Source organism: Xenorhabdus hominickii, assembly GCF_002632725.1.
Classification (GTDB): domain Bacteria; phylum Pseudomonadota; class Gammaproteobacteria; order Enterobacterales; family Enterobacteriaceae; genus Xenorhabdus; species Xenorhabdus hominickii.
Genome location: NZ_NJAI01000001.1, coordinates 246,502 through 261,593, shown reverse-complemented (window position 1 = coordinate 261,593; position 15,092 = coordinate 246,502). Strand labels below are relative to the sequence as shown.

General features: G+C 50.3%; 15 protein-coding genes. 12 read left to right on the top strand and 3 right to left on the bottom strand.

Features of this window, described 5'->3' with window-relative positions; genetic code table 11:
- Window positions 1-296 precede the first annotated feature (296 nt).
- The 3 genes from Xhom_RS48460 to Xhom_RS48450 form a co-directional block, all read right to left on the bottom strand.
- The gene (locus Xhom_RS48460) at window positions 297-2,402 is read right to left on the bottom strand and encodes an AAA family ATPase (protein WP_084023153.1); all 2,106 of its coding nucleotides are present in this window, start codon (window positions 2,400-2,402) and stop codon (window positions 297-299) included.
- 106 nt (window positions 2,403-2,508) lie between these two features.
- The gene (locus Xhom_RS48455) at window positions 2,509-2,715 is read right to left on the bottom strand and encodes a helix-turn-helix transcriptional regulator (RefSeq protein WP_069317044.1); all 207 of its coding nucleotides are present in this window, start codon (window positions 2,713-2,715) and stop codon (window positions 2,509-2,511) included.
- A 136-nt stretch (window positions 2,716-2,851) separates the two neighbouring features.
- Window positions 2,852-4,123, bottom strand: coding sequence for a tyrosine-type recombinase/integrase (locus Xhom_RS48450; protein WP_069317043.1), 1,272 nt, complete (start codon window positions 4,121-4,123; stop codon window positions 2,852-2,854).
- Between the two features lie 285 nt (window positions 4,124-4,408).
- On the opposite strand from Xhom_RS48450, the gene Xhom_RS48445 reads away from it, so the two are divergent.
- The 12 genes from Xhom_RS48445 to Xhom_RS48390 all read left to right on the top strand — a co-directional run bounded on the left by Xhom_RS48445 (window position 4,409) and on the right by Xhom_RS48390 (window position 15,084).
- Entirely contained in the window at window positions 4,409-5,296 is an 888-nt protein-coding gene (locus Xhom_RS48445) for a ParA family protein (RefSeq protein ID WP_069317042.1), read from the top strand.
- The gene (locus tag Xhom_RS48440) at window positions 5,293-5,682 is read left to right on the top strand and encodes a hypothetical protein (protein WP_069317041.1); all 390 of its coding nucleotides are present in this window, start codon (window positions 5,293-5,295) and stop codon (window positions 5,680-5,682) included. Before Xhom_RS48445 ends, Xhom_RS48440 begins: the two co-directional genes overlap by 4 nt.
- Window positions 5,666-7,030 (top strand): SPI-7-type island replicative DNA helicase, encoded by a 1,365-nt coding sequence (gene dnaB-PI, locus Xhom_RS48435; RefSeq protein ID WP_069317040.1) that lies wholly within the window; start codon window positions 5,666-5,668, stop codon window positions 7,028-7,030. The genes Xhom_RS48440 and dnaB-PI overlap by 17 nt, the downstream gene beginning before the upstream one ends.
- 3 nt (window positions 7,031-7,033) lie before the next feature.
- A complete protein-coding gene (locus tag Xhom_RS48430; RefSeq protein ID WP_069317039.1) occupies window positions 7,034-8,608 on the top strand; it encodes a ParB family protein in 1,575 nt (524 codons plus the stop codon).
- Between the two features lie 76 nt (window positions 8,609-8,684).
- The gene (locus Xhom_RS48425) at window positions 8,685-9,260 is read left to right on the top strand and encodes a DUF2857 domain-containing protein (RefSeq protein WP_069317038.1); all 576 of its coding nucleotides are present in this window, start codon (window positions 8,685-8,687) and stop codon (window positions 9,258-9,260) included.
- A 35-nt stretch (window positions 9,261-9,295) separates the two neighbouring features.
- Window positions 9,296-9,550: a ParE family toxin-like protein gene (locus Xhom_RS48420; protein ID WP_069317037.1), complete on the top strand. Its 255-nt coding sequence runs from the start codon at window positions 9,296-9,298 to the stop codon at window positions 9,548-9,550.
- A 108-nt stretch (window positions 9,551-9,658) separates the two neighbouring features.
- A complete protein-coding gene (locus Xhom_RS48415; protein WP_069317036.1) occupies window positions 9,659-10,882 on the top strand; it encodes an STY4528 family pathogenicity island replication protein in 1,224 nt (407 codons plus the stop codon).
- A 196-nt stretch (window positions 10,883-11,078) separates the two neighbouring features.
- A complete protein-coding gene (locus Xhom_RS48410) occupies window positions 11,079-11,432 on the top strand; it encodes a metalloregulator ArsR/SmtB family transcription factor (RefSeq protein ID WP_069317035.1) in 354 nt (117 codons plus the stop codon).
- A 60-nt stretch (window positions 11,433-11,492) separates the two neighbouring features.
- Window positions 11,493-12,776 carry an arsenic transporter gene (locus Xhom_RS48405; RefSeq protein WP_069317034.1) on the top strand — a complete coding sequence of 428 codons (1,284 nt, stop codon included), beginning with the start codon at window positions 11,493-11,495 and terminating at the stop codon, window positions 12,774-12,776.
- Between the two features lie 52 nt (window positions 12,777-12,828).
- Entirely contained in the window at window positions 12,829-13,263 is a 435-nt protein-coding gene (gene arsC / locus Xhom_RS48400; RefSeq protein WP_069317033.1) for an arsenate reductase (glutaredoxin), read from the top strand.
- A 6-nt stretch (window positions 13,264-13,269) separates the two neighbouring features.
- Window positions 13,270-13,992, top strand: a complete 723-nt coding sequence (gene arsH / locus Xhom_RS48395) for an arsenical resistance protein ArsH (RefSeq protein WP_069317032.1) — start codon at window positions 13,270-13,272, stop codon at window positions 13,990-13,992.
- 378 nt (window positions 13,993-14,370) lie between these two features.
- Window positions 14,371-15,084, top strand: coding sequence for a PFL_4669 family integrating conjugative element protein (locus Xhom_RS48390; RefSeq protein WP_069317031.1), 714 nt, complete (start codon window positions 14,371-14,373; stop codon window positions 15,082-15,084).
- The last annotated feature ends 8 nt before the right edge of the window (window positions 15,085-15,092 follow it).

Genomic DNA, 15,092 nt, shown 5'->3' with positions numbered 1-15,092 from the left:
TTGACTGACGCGCTGCGCTTGTCATCTCCGTGCTACCGGGCTAATACATTAACCCGGTAGCACGGAGAGCTGAAAAACACCTGCCAGAAAAAATATTTCCTCACCTGCTCCTCATTTTTCTCCTCACTTTTTATTTTCCTCACTGTGAAAACAGGTGAGGAATCGATAATTTTTTATCCTTAAAAATCAACGTGTTTTGTGCTCCTCACTTTTTCCATATATATGCGAAAAAAGTGAGGAAAACGGTGAGCAGTAAAATTCCTCTCCTCACCGTTCCTCACTTTCTGACTCACTTTTTAATCTTTATTGTTCTGGTTAATAATCGTGAGTTCCTGCCCGTGGCGGGTAATCATCCCGTCCTGTTCTAACTTGGTTAACCAACGGCTGAAATTCTTCACATTCACGCCCATCGATTTTAAATCATCACGCACAAGGGCAATGCTGCAAGGTTCTTTCAGGGCCGTACGCGAGCGGATACACTGCCACAAGGCTGTGTGGTTATCAGTTTTATTGGCGATATGATCGATGTCTTCCTCTTCAACCGGATCACGCGGCCTGTCAATCAGCGCCAGTGACGTAATCTCTTCACCGTCTTTATCGGTAAAAAGCTCCACCACGCGCATATCATAGGCTTTGGTTTCCGGTTCTTCGGCATCTTTCATTTTGGTACAGGTGATAACCAGTGAGCCGCCTTTTTTCCCTTCCCGGCTGATCTTGTATTCAACATCCAACGCGGCGCGAAGGGCACTGGAGCCTCTCGCGCCTTTGCTTTCGTCTTTGCCGGAGTGGTGAACCACGAGAATGCTTGCCCCTGTTTTAGCTTTCAGTTCATCACAGCCCCGGACAAACGCGCCCATATCTTTTGAATCATTTTCATCCGCACCACCAAAACAGCGGGCGAGGGTATCCAGAATAATCAGGCGCACCGGCTGGCCTGTTTCAGCTTCAACTTGCCGGGCGGCAATCACCAGCTCATGCACTTCGGCAGGCGAGGCCGGAAATACCGGCGTATTGATCAGGTACATATTTTCAACCGTTTGACCGTTGACGATTTCCCATGCTTTGATGCGCCGGGGCACACCAATCCCACCTTCACCAACCACGTACAGTACAGCACCCAGAGCAACCTGTTTTCCTGCCCATGCCTTACCTGTGGCAATATGACAACCCCACGCTCCCGCCAGAAAACTTTTGTATGAACCGCTTGCCCCGTAAATGCTGCACAGGGAATGCGCCGGAATAATGCCCTTAACCACGTAGTCTAACTGTGCGTCAAAGCCTTCAGAGCCGACTGACAGTGGTAATTTTGTTTGGCGATTTGGGTAGATACTTTCAACATTGTCATAACGACGGGTTTCTATTGCATCACTGGTCATCGGTTCCCTCACCTGATATAACGCCTTACTGAATGCCTGCTGTGCTGCCTCAGTGCCATGTTGTTGGCGATAATCATCCCAATCAGCTTTATGTTTTGTCGGTGGTAACGTAACCCAACCGTTAACCGCCAGCGCTGCTTTCTCTGCTGAGATCCTGCCGGTATTCACTTTCGGTTTGCCGTTTTTATCCAGCTCGTCGGGGCTATGCCAGTCATTATCTGCGGCAATAATGATTTTTACGTCCGGCCAGCGTTCCCGAACGACTTTGGCAAAGGAAGATAAATTGCCTGCATCCAGTGCTGCCAGAACGCTTCCTTGATGTAACTGGTTAACGGTCAGTGCTGTGGCGTAACCCTCTGTAATGATTACCGTGTCGGGGGATTCTTCCAGCTTTGATACGGCAATAAACGCGCCTTTCTTCTGGCTGCCTGACAGTAATTTTTTCTCGCCATTGGGTTTGATGATTTGTGCACCGGTGATTTTTTTATCCAGTGTTGTCAGCGGCAATAAAACCGAATTATCGAACAGTAACCGCTGATTTGGGCAGTGCAGCCCTTTTGCAATCAAATAGGGCGATTGTCCGGCGATAGTCTGCTTCATCAGTGCCGCGACGCTTTCGGCAATGGGCTGTGTGGGATAAGTGGTTTTTTTGGCGGGCTTAGGTTCGGGCAAAGGCAATGCCAGTGCATCCGCGACAACTTTGGCTGCTTCAATAATCGTGATCCGATTGGTTTTTGCCACTAAATCCAGTCCATCGCCATAGTTCGGGGTATCACACTGGCGGCAGTGCCAGTTGCCGTGATGATGGTCGTCGATAAAGTGAAAGCGGTCAGTGCCGCCACAAACCGGACAGGCACCATGTTTACCTTTTGCCGGAACAGTGATACCACAAGCTGGTAGCAGGTTTTGCCATGAGTACATAGCTGAAGTTTTGACGGTTTGGATAAGATCAAGCGGTTTGTGGTTGCTTGTTGTTTTTTGAGCTGTAAATTTAGGGCGAGTTTGGGTATGCTGTGTATCAGCCATCATTTTTACCTTTCTTAATGATTGTTGGTGAAACGCCTCGCAGTGTTAGCGCACTTCGGGGCGTTGTGTTTTATAGTCTGTTTATTATGTCATCATATTTTCTGTGTTATGCCGCTCGTGATTCTGCAATACGCTGCGCAATCCAGTCATCAATCTCTGCCTCAATAAAAGCCACTGAGCGAGGTCCGATTTTGACCTGTTGCGGAAATGCGCCATCGCTAATCAGTTTGTAGATCCACGCTTTGCTGTAACCCGTCCTGCGCTGCACTTCCGGCAAACGAATCAAGTGTATTTTCATTGCTGTCATTGTCATATTCATTCTCCTGTTACCGAGTCCTTGAGCGCTCACCGTGGACGTTATCTGATGACAGGCGGATTATTTAAAAAACAAGACTTAATGAACAGCGTTAACTCTTTTTCTCCCGATAAGAATTAATTTTTATGTTGCATTAACGGTTTTTTCTGTCGCGCAGCGGTTTGGCGAAGTCATACGGTGTAATGGATTTTTCCCGGTTCGCATCCAGATAATCCGCCCACCACTGCACCATCAGTCGCCGTTCGTCCAGATGTTTGGAGGTGTGAATATAGGCTGCTCTAACGTTGTTGCGTTCGATATGGCTGAGCTGGCGTTCAATGGCGTCATCACTCCACAGGCCGGATTCGCCCATCGCACCACGCGCCATTGTGCGGAATCCGTGCCCGCAGACGTCGGTTTGAGTGTCGTAGCCCATCGTCCGTAATGCCTTGTTAACCGTGTTTTCGCTCATGACTTTCGCGGAGTCGTGATCGCTGGGGAACATCACGTCGCAATTGCCGCTCAGTGCGTGCAATGCTTTGAATAGCGAAACTGCCTGACGGCTCAACGGGACAAGGTGATCCGTTTTCATTTTCATGCCACGCTCAGAAAAGCGAACGCCTTTGATGGGTTGCCTTGTGGCCGGAATTTTCCACACCGCGTTTTCAAGGTCGATTTCCTGCCAGCGGGCAAATCTCAGTTCACTGGAACGGACAAACGTCAGCAGCGCCAGCTCGACGGCGATCTTGGTCAGTAAGCGCCCGCGATAAGTAGACAAGCGGTTCAGGAAATCCGGTAAACATTCGTGGGGCAGGGCGGGATGGTGACGGGATTTGGCGGTGGTGAGTGCGCCGGTCATATCATTGGCCGGGTTGGTTTCCAGAATATCATTCTGGACGGCATAACGCATGATGGCGGTAACACGTTGGCGCAGACGCTGGGCGATATCGTGTTTGCCCTGTTCATCAATGGCCTTGACGGGGGCTAAAAGCTGGCTGGTGCGTAATGTGGTAATATTGCGTACGCCGATATGCGGGAAAATAGACTGCTCAAGGCTGCGCAGCACTTTTTGACGGTGGCTGTCGCTCCAGCGTTTGTTACTGGCGTGCCATGCACGGGCGACTTCTTCAAACGAGTTCACTTTGGCGGGTGAGGGGGTGCTTTTCTTTTCGGCTTTGGGATCGATGCCCTGTGCCATCAGCTTTTTGGCTTCATCCCGTCTGGCGCGGGCATCGGCTAACGATACTGCCGGATAAACACCAAATGCCAGACGATCTTCTTTCTTATCGGTCGGGCGGTAATACTTCATGCGCCAGTATTTTGAACCGCGTGACGAGACTTCTAAATAAAGGCCCCCGCCATCGGCGAGTTTGTAGGTTTTTTCTTTGGGCTTTGCAGTTTCGATTTGCCGGGCGTTTAGTTTCATTATTAAGGGCATTCCTTTAATCGAACGGTAAGTGCCCCGAATTATGCCCTTCGCTGCATCTTGATTGCAACAGACGAAACTGGACGTAGAAATAGGAAATGGTATTGATTTTGCAGGACTTGCTAAGAATTGTTTGACTGGGCTGGACTTCACTGGAAGTTGAAGTGGTGCCGGACTCGGAATCGAACCAAGGACACGGGGATTTTCAATCCCCTCCTAAGTTAAGAAAATGTAACCAGTTGATTTTTGCATTGGTTTGTACGCTCAAACTACTGAGTGTACAACATGAAAATACTTCCGATAATTTCCCCCAAAGGTGGCGAAGGTAAATCCACCCATGCCGCGAATCTGGCCGGCTTTTTTGCCGATGCTGGTTTAAATACTCTCCTGATTGACGCCGATTACTCACAGCCCACGGCCAGCAGTATTTTTCCCCTGCACTATGAAGCCCCGACGGGTTTGTATGAATTACTGATGCAGACGGTGGATCTGAACCAGCCTGAGCAGATCATTTCCCGCTCGATAATCAAAAATCTGGATGTTCTGATCTCCAACGATCCCGATGAACTCCTGCCAACCGCGATGCTGCATGCCCCCGACGGGCGTTTACGTTTGCGCAACATTCTGCAACATCCGCTCTTCAGTCAGTACGATATCATTTTCATTGATTCCAAAGGTGCGACAGGTGTGATGAGCGAGCTGGTTGTACTGGCGGCCACACAGGGCGTTCTGGGGATAATCAAACCGATTCTGCCCGATGTCCGCGAGTTCCTGCGTGGAACCCTGCGGATGCTGACCCGGCTCCGACCCTTTGAAAACTACGGTATTCGGTTGCCTGCTATCCAGATACTGGTCAATGGGATTGAAGGGACGAATATTGACCGGGATACACTGAGTGAACTGACTGACATTATCAATAACAGACGGTATGACGCGTCGGCACTGGGTGGTAGGCAGATTTATCAGCTGCTGAAAACCCGGATAGACCTGTTGGATATCTACAAACTGGGACATGTCCGTGCCCAGCCCGTGCATCGCCTTGAATATAAAACCACCCGGAAAAGTCCGGCGGCCACACACACCATACACAGTCTCGCCTGTGAGTTAGTGCCCCTATGGGCGGAAAAATTCGATGCGGTACTGACTGAACAACCGGCGGGAGATACACAATGAATGTTATCTGGCGAGTCGTCTGCTTTCGTTATGAGCATGTTGAATTACTGTTCAGTGATGATGAGTGGTTTGTTTTTGTGGATGCGCCGGATCGCGAAACCGCGCAGGCAAAACTCCAGGTTTTGTTGCCGGCTATTCTCGACGTTTCTCCGAATGAGGTTGAACACTATTATCCCCGCAATGAAGAGGAGCTGCGCAGGCAGGCCATGCATCCCGATGCGTCTCCGGATTTAGCGCTGCTGGAATGTGGCTGGGAAAATAACCAGCCGCAATATCTGACCAATAAAGAGGTGCTGTTCTGGGTTTCTGCGCCCTGTCTGCAACAGCGTTTAATCGCTGCCCTGAATGCGGTTAGTAGGGAGGCAGACGATGGATATGGTGCATGATCATTTAAAGCTCATCAGTGAAGAAGCGCCCTGTTATGCGTATGCCGAAGTGGGGGTACTGGGCGGCCTGATACTGGAGAATGATCGCTGGGATGGGGTGGTGCTGTTACTGGTTGCCGACGATTTTTTCTTTCCGGCACACCGGATACTGTTTCAGGCCATTGCTGAACTGAGCGAAAAAAACTGCCCATTCGACCTGATCACCCTGACCGATATGCTGACCCAGCGTGGACAAATCGACCGGGCAGGCGGTTTTGCCTATGTGGCGGAAGTGTGTAAGAACACACCGAGTGCCGCCAATATTGAGGAGTACGCCCGTATTGTGGCGGAAAAAAGCCGGTTACGTCAGTTACTGGCACTGGGAAAATCCCTCAGCGCTGATGTTTTTCAATCGAATGTTCAGTCAGGTACCCTGATTGCGCAGGCGGAAAGTCAGTTGTTCAGTCTGGCCGAAAAAGGCGCTGCCCGGCAGCAGCAGGAAGTCACCCTGTTGCAGGGAGCCGAGGCATTGATTTCTCATCTGGAGCGCATTCAGGGCAGTAACGGGATCACCGGCACGCCGACCGGGTTTCAGGTGCTGGATGAAATGACCTGTGGCTTACAGGCTGGCGACCTTATTCTGCTGGCCGCGCGTCCTTCGATGGGCAAAACCGCACTGGGGCTGGCCTGTTGCCTTGGTGCCCTGAGACAGCGGGATGAGGCGGTGGTGCAGATTTTCAGTCTGGAAATGCCGACGGCCCAACTGATGCTGCGCCTCTCTTCAATGGAAGGCGGCGTGGCTTTAAGTGCCCTGCGCAACGGGATATTGGATGACGAGCAGTGGGGGCGTATCAGCCAGAGTCTGGAACAGTTCAGCCAGTGGGATCAGCGCCTGATTATCGATGATTGCAGCCACCAGACGCCTGCGTTACTGCGTGCCCGCGCCCGCCGTTATACCCGTAAATACGGTAAACCGGCCCTGATTATGGTGGATTACCTCCAGCTGATGTGTGCGCCGGGACAGGAAAACCGCACACAGGAAATTGCCGATATCTCCCGCAGCCTGAAAGCGTTAGGCAAAGAGCTGGATTGCCCGGTGCTGGCGCTGTCTCAGCTTAACCGACAAGTTGAAGCCCGCCCCGAGAAACGGCCCAATAATGGTGACCTGCGTGATTCAGGCTCACTGGAGCAGGATGCCGATTTGATATTGCACCTTTACCGCGATGAGGTCTATCACGAGAACACGCCGGATGCGGGTATTGCCGAAATCATTATTGGCAAGCAGCGACAGGGACCGACAGGCACGGTGCGTGTGCGGTTTGAGGCGCAATATACCCGTTTTTCGGATTTCGATGACAGCGGGAGGTAACGGATGGGACGTAATACGCAGAATTTAGGCCATGCCTTGTTACAGCAGGGGCGGCAGGCCGTGGCCACGCTCAATGACAGCCCGCCGATGGCAGAAATACCGATGGTCCTGACATTAGATCAGCTACGCCCCAATCCGGATAACCCCCGGACCAGCCGCAATCCGCGCTATGACGATATCAAAGCGTCAATCAAAGCCCGTGGACTGGATGCGGTGCCGAAAGTCACCCGCGATCCGAAGGGCGATGAGGTTTATATCTTCAGTGATGGCGGGAATACGCGCTATCAAATACTGTCCGAGCTGTGGCAGGAAACCGGGGATGAGCGCTTCTATCGGGTGCATTGTTTGTTTAAGCCGTGGCCGGGACGGTTGCAGTGTGTCATCGGGCATCTGGCGGAAAACGAATTGCGGGGCGATCTCAGCTTTATTGAAAAAGCGCTGGGTATCTGCAAAGCCAGAACGATTTATGAAACGCAGAAACAGAAAAAAATCAGTTTGCGTGAATTTTCAGCGTTGCTCAGTGAAGCAGGTTTTCCTGTTAGCGATGGTCACATCAGTCGAATGGAACATACCGTGAAGTACCTCTACCCGTGGATGCCTAATCTGCTGGCGTCCGGGCTGGGAACACCACAAATACGTCCTTTATTGGTGTTGCGTCAGAATGCAGATAACATCTGGCAACAACATGTTTTCAGTATAAACCAGGAACCTACCGTAACCTTTGATGAGGTTTTTGGTCTCTGTTGCCGTAAGTTTGATGCATTGGAAGACTGGTCACCGGAGATGTTCCGCGATGAACTGATCGGTGATTTATTACAAGCATTGCCACATCCATTATTGAATTATGACCGCTGGATATTGGAGCTAGATCCGAAAGAAAGTAACCGTCGACAACTTTTTGGCGAACAGGCTACAGCGTTTGGCTCTATGCCGGAAGAACCTGAGACGAATAAAGCGGATCGGATTCGGGTACAAAACAAGGAACCGAATCCGAGAATAATTTCTCAACCCGACTCTGGGACAATACACGCCCCGGCCGATAAGGCACGAACGCCTGCTCCCTCTCCCCGAAAAAATAACCCTGTGCTCCCACCTTATCAGTCGGAGAGCGAGGAGAATTCACCTGAACCTGCCCTGCCAGCTCCTGAGGTTGAATGCCTGCATTTTGCTCAGACTGGTCTGGAGCCGGTCAGTTCCGTCTGGGACATTTCCCCGATGCAGGACGATATCGAACATCTGCAAAGCATGGCGTTCCGGCTGGCATTTGAACTGGCGGAAGTGATGGGCTGTGACAGCGACTTGCTGCCCGTGTCGGATGAAGGGTCGGCAGGCTTTTGTCTGGGGAATGCGCAGGAAGCACGGGCTTTTTCACGTTTATTACTGTCGCTGATCGGCGAAGAAGTGGCTGCGCCCACGGAATTGATGCTGACAGCCGTTCTGCTCGGCACTGCGGGACGGGGAAACGCGCCGTTACTGGATGATGCCCAGACGGTGAAGTTCCTGCGTCTTATCCGAGTACTCCGGCGTTTGCGTGAACTTCAACGCCAGATAACGCGGGAGAATATAACGATGTCGTGATACCCGTATAAGGTGCCTGCTTTCCGTGTGTTGTTCATTCATTGTGTTTTGACTGGCCTGATAGTGGAGGAAGTAGATGAATCATTTATCGCAAGCAACCAACAGCCTGCTGATGCAGTTGGTGATGGATTTGAAGAACGGCTATATCCGCCGGTGTGAGGCACTGGGGCTGGCACCCGCTGAAATGCTGATGTTGCAGCGCCTGACGATTGAGGATTTGCATTATCTGGGCAACAGCCCGGTGTCGGTGCTGAGCGTTCATATTCATCACGCCAATCTGGCCCGCATCTTACATCAGGCGCGGATTGAACAGCAGCGGATGCAACGTATTGACCGGGCACTGGAATTAGGCGGCTCGATTGAACTGATGCACTATTTTTTCGGCCTGTCGAGTCTGGAAGTTGCTGCCCGACGCCGCATTGCCGGCATGACCGTGCGGCCGGGGCGGGGCTCGCCCCTGACGGAAGACGAAAACCATGACCTGTGGCAGCGCTGGCAATCGGCAAAGATTGCCGATGCGGACAGCGCCGAAGGGCTGGATATGATGCTGGAGATGGCCACGGATCACCAGATTTCACTAACGGCCGTCTGGCACGCGGTGAAGGAGTGGCAGCAGGGCGATGCACCGGAACCGGTCAAAAAACAGGCCTGAAAGCCCTCCGTTAACTCTCAACAGAACAGGAAACGATGTCAGCAAAATTAACAGAAATCATGCCCGGCCTGAATGTGCCTCTGACGACGCCATTGTCACTGCGCCGCAAGGCGCAACATCAGGTGAGCAGCTACCAGCGGGGCGAGCGCAATTACGTCCGGCTGAAAGAAAAAGGCACCGGGTATCTGAAAATCAATGTGGGGTTGTTCTGGCGGTTGTTAAGCCGGGATGACGGACAATCGTGGGAGCTGATGCTCCATGAACGTTACAACAATGAAATTCGTAAATAGTCCGTATTGAAGTCGTGTCATTCTGCATCCTGTTCAACGTCACAGGGTGCAGCCCTGACATTATTTTTACCGACTCAATTTAAAAGCCAAGGCCGGAGATCAAGGATCATGATAAACCTGTCAGCAGACAGCATAATTGCTCACACAATTGCTAAGATGAAAATGCGTCTGGAACATCGCGCAGACGATGACATTTCACAACTTCGTAGTGGTCTGCTGTTTATGGGTAATATTCAGGATGCCTATCCCCGCCGCCTGTTACTGGATGATCGCTTGTCGCCGCTGGATAAAACGGGCTGGATGATGATCCGGCTGTATGCGTTGAATAATGAAGGTGCGGTGTTTCCCAGTTATGACGAATTGCAGGTGCTGTTGGCCTCGCCTTATAAAGGTAAGGCCTCGCGTGAAACCGTCAGCCGGGTGTTACTGATGCTGCGAATAACCGGCTGGCTGAGTTTATGCAAACGTATCCGGGATGAGCACGGGCGGGTACGGGGCAACATCTATGCGCAACACGATGAGCCGCTGACCTGCCGTGATGCCGAAATACTCGATCCCCACTGGCTGGATACCATCGCCGAAGCCTGTCGCAGCAAAAACCGCACTATCAGCCAGACGGCTTGGGACGTCATGACCGACATCAAAGAAGACCCGCTGATGCGACATGGCCATAGTCATATTCGCTTGCTGGAAGAGAGGTTAAGTGCCGTTCAGACGCCTCAGCAAAGGGTGATTCGCCAGTCTCTTCAACAAGAGGACAATCAAACCGAACTCAGGGAAATCAGGCCGGGTTCGGAAACCGGACTGAGTCAACAAGAGGCGCAGGTTGAACTGAATTCGGGAACCGAACTCAGCCTAAAATCAACGTCTTATAGGGTTTCAGCTAAACCGAACTGTTATGTACGTTCTTTCACACAAAGTGTGAATAAAAAAACATACGTAGAACCCCAAACTGCTGTTTGTCTGCCGGAAGGATTGTGCCGGCAACTGGAACCGGAAGATGTGACGATGCTGACCAGCCAGTTGCAGGCGCTGCCCGCTGAACAGGCGCAGACCGTGCTGAGTTGTCTGGACAAGGCGCTACGGGCAGGGAAAATCGGTAATCCGGTCGGCTGGCTGCTGACGATGATGAAACGGGCACGGGACGGGCAACTGTATGCACAGGCTGAAACCACCGTCGCTATTTCTGTCCCTGAAAAAATGCCGGTGAGATGCGTACAAGAAACTGAACGCCCTACGTCACCCTCCTCACAAACCCATGTCCGCAGTATGGTGAAAGAGATTCGCCAGCGACTGACACAGGCAAAATATCATTATAATGTAATTGATTGAAAAATGAGCACCGCTGGCACTGCCAGCAATGCTTAAAAGATCGCCTGTTTATGATCAGCTGATTTTCCGTGGAATACATCATATTGAGCCATTGGATTTTTAACGTTCTCCTTAAAAACATATTCACTTAAGCAAATGTATTATTGACGAGCCGTTACCCCTGAGTATGATATTCAATTCAGCAATAGGAGTGTTTATGACTCAGCTTATCCCGCTTCATTTTTTCAAATATCTTTCAGATGAGACGCGCCTTCGCATCATGCTGTTGCTACGTGAGACTGGCGAGCTGTGTGTTTGCGACATCTCAACGGCACTTCAGGAACAGCAGTCTAAAACTTCGCGCCATCTGGCCATGCTTCGCGAAGCTGGGTTGCTTTTAGATCGACGTGAAGGCAAGTGGATTTACTATCGTTTGTCTCCACATATACCGGTCTGGGCAGCCAATGTGCTTGAACAGGCTTTTCAATGTCAGCAGGTTGAGATAGCTCAGTTGAGTACGCGACTTCAGAAGATTAACTCGACAACAAGTGGTAAATCCGTCTGTCAGTAACAAGAAAAAATTTATTCAAACACATTCGATTTTTCACATATGTATATTTAGGAGAAAACCATGTGGCTTGCAGGAGCAATTTTTATTCTGACTCTGATTCTGGTGATATGGCAACCAAAGGGGCTTGGTATTGGCTGGAGTGCCGTCATTGGTGCCACACTTGCCTTGATTACAGGTGTTGTCCATATCAGTGATATTCAAGTGGTGTGGCAAATTGTCTGGAACGCAACGGCAGCCTTTATCGCTGTTATTATCATTAGTCTGTTGCTTGATGAATCGGGCTTTTTTGAATGGGCAGCTCTGCATGTTGCACGCTGGGGAGGTGGCAAAGGCCGTTGGCTGTTCACCTATATTATCTTGCTCGGAGCCAGTGTTTCCGCGCTGTTCGCAAACGATGGTGCGGCGTTGATTCTGACTCCGATAGTGATTGCTATGCTTCTGGCGCTCGGTTTCAGCAGGGGAGCCACGCTGGCGTTCGTCATGGCAGCAGGATTTATTGCCGATACGGCCAGTTTACCGTTAATCGTTTCCAATCTGGTGAATATCGTCTCTGCTGACTTCTTCAAACTGGGATTTCATAATTATGCCTCAGTAATGGTACCGGTTGATATCGCTGCTATTACCGCTACGCTTGCCATGTTACATTGGTTTTTCCGCAAAGATATTCCGAAGAGCTATGACGTTGCGAAATTGAAATTACCGCATGAGGCTATTCGTGATGTGCACACATTTAAAACCGGTTGGATTGTGCTTGTCTTGTTGTTGACAGGTTTCTTTGCTCTTGAGCCTTTAGGCGTCCCTGTAAGTTTGGTTGCTGCTGTCGCCGCTCTTGTCCTCTGGCTGGTTGCTCGCCGAAGTCATGTGATTAATACGGGTAACGTACTGAAAAAGGCACCCTGGCAAATCGTTATTTTCTCACTTGGGATGTATCTGGTGGTGTACGGCCTGCGTAATGTTGGTCTCACCGATGCCCTGTCTGGCATACTGAATATCCTAACTGATTATGGTCTCTGGGCAGCTACGTTGGGCACGGGTTTCCTGACAGCAATTCTGTCATCGGTGATGAACAACATGCCTACCGTTCTGGTTGGTGCACTTTCTGTTGAATCCAGTACGGCAACGGGCGTTATCAAAGAAGCCATGATTTACGCCAATATTATTGGCAGTGATCTGGGACCTAAAATCACTCCTATTGGCAGCCTGGCGACGTTACTTTGGCTGCATGTTCTCGCGCAGAAAAATATCATCATCTCATGGGGCTATTATTTCCGTGTCGGGATAGTAATGACCATTCCGGTTCTTTTCGTGACGTTGTCTGCACTGGCACTGCGCCTATCGTTTTAATAAACCTTTAATTATGGACTGGATCACCGGATAAACAGAAAGAGAATGAATAATGACAGATATCACTATTTATCATAATCCGACCTGTGACACTTCGCGCAATACACTGGGACTGATCCGTAACAGTGGCGTTGAACCTGAAGTCATTTTGTACCTAGAAACCCCGCCTTCCCGTGAGATTCTGATCAGACTGATGGCAGATATGAGCATGACTCCTCGTGCACTGTTACGCAAAAATGTCGAACCGTATGAAGAACAGAGTCTGATCGAAGATAAATTCAGCGATGATCAGTTGATTGATACTATGCTAACGAATCCTATCCTGATTAACCGGTCGATCGTTATCACACCAACACATACCCGACTGTACCGTCCGTTTGAAGTTGTATTGGATATTTTACCGAAACCACAGAAAGGCACATTCATTAAAGAAGACGGTGAAAAAATTATTGATGAGCAGGGTTGTCGAATAGCAGAATGCCCGTGAGGAACAATGAAAATATTTAAAAATGAGCTAGACAATATTAAACCAGAAATATTTGATACGGAAATTTCAGAGCAATGGTTTAATGCGAATCAACTTAATCATCCACCAAAAATTCTGATGCTCTATGGCTCAGTACGAGAGCGTTCATATAGCCGACTGGCAACAGAAGAAGCGGCTCGTTTGCTGGAGGCGATGGGGGCAGAGATACATATATTCGATCCCTCAGGATTGCCGTTGCCTGACGATGCACCAGACACCCATCCTAAAGTGCAGGAACTTAGAGAATGGGTACGCTGGGCAGAGGGGATGGTATGGTGTTCTCCCGAACGCCACGGTGCTATGACGGGGATTATGAAAGCGCAGATAGACTGGATACCCCTCTCTGAAGGGGCGATACGGCCTTCACAGGGGAAAACACTCGCAATTATGCAGGTCAGTGGCGGCTTACAATCCTTCAATGCACTCAACCAAATGCGTATTCTGGGGCGTTGGATGCGTATGTTTACCATTCCGAATCAATCATCCATCGCCAAAGCATGGCAGCAATTTGATGATACAGGACGAATGAAACCTTCTTCCTATTACGACCGTATTGTGGATGTTATGGAGGAAATGATGAAGTTCACTTTGCTTATCCGGGGTAACAGTGATTATCTTGCTGATCGTTACAGTGAACGCAAAGAAAGTGCAGCACAGCTTTCAGCCAGAGTGAATCAGCAGGAGATTTAGGGCAGCCGTTATTGGTACGCTCAAGAATGCGTTCACGCTCAGCCTCAGCGACAACTACGATGCTCTGAATCGCCATTTTTCCTTCGGTGTTTAGGCTATTTTCCGGAGACTGAATAGCTATCTCCTTTTGATGGCAAACAGCAACAATCCGGTACATTCAGAGATTCAATCTTTGTTCTGGGACTTTTGCCTTTCTGTTGTATAAATATCATACACTGCTGGCACTGCCAGCAGTGATTTAAAAATGATCAATTTTTAACGTCAGGTTAATTCTGCCGACTTTTCTTCTTGTCCCATAACTGGTTATCCATTGAGTCACAACCTCCTTTGCCCTGATAGTTTGACTGACTTATCAAGGCTAAACAGGAGTTTTTGTGTATGTCTGATGCAGAAGAAAAAACCGCATCCCGGCCGCCGCAGCGTGCTGGTGTCTTAACCTCTTCATTAACGATTGAACTGCATACCCACTATGCCATCCGGCTGTGGGCAGGGCGTCGACGGGAAGAGATCAGTAAGACACATCCGGTGACGGAGATCCTGGGGATGCCGCAGGTGATCAAACGGGCTGGTCATATCAGTGTGGATGCCGCTGCCGATAATCCGTATGCCGATACCTGGCTGGTGAAGCTGGAGCAGAAACTGGAAGCCGCGTCCGCCAGTCTCCAACAGAGCCTTGTGATTTTGCAGGATATCCTGAATGCGGTGCCAAAGCAGATTACCCTATCCGCCGTTTCCTCTGTCGAACCTCTGAATATCGGCGTCTACAGTCACTCGCCATTAGGCTATCGCTGTGTCTGGCTGCTGGTTGGTTACGACCAGATCGCGATGAAAACGTTTCAGGCTTTTCATTATGGGCTGATTTCACGCGCGGAGCGGGATGCCTTTCTGCACAACGGCAGCCGAGCCATCCGCCAGATTTACGGCCTGGTGCGCTCTTACCGTTCACTGGCGGTCACCCGGCAGGATATTGCAGAGAAAACCCCGGCCGGGCTGGATGCCATTAAAGTGCTGGGCGAACCGCATCCCGATATTCTGTCAGGCAAGCAGCGTTCCGCGTTCGCCTCCCCGTTACGTTCCACCGCACACGATTAACGGAGGGG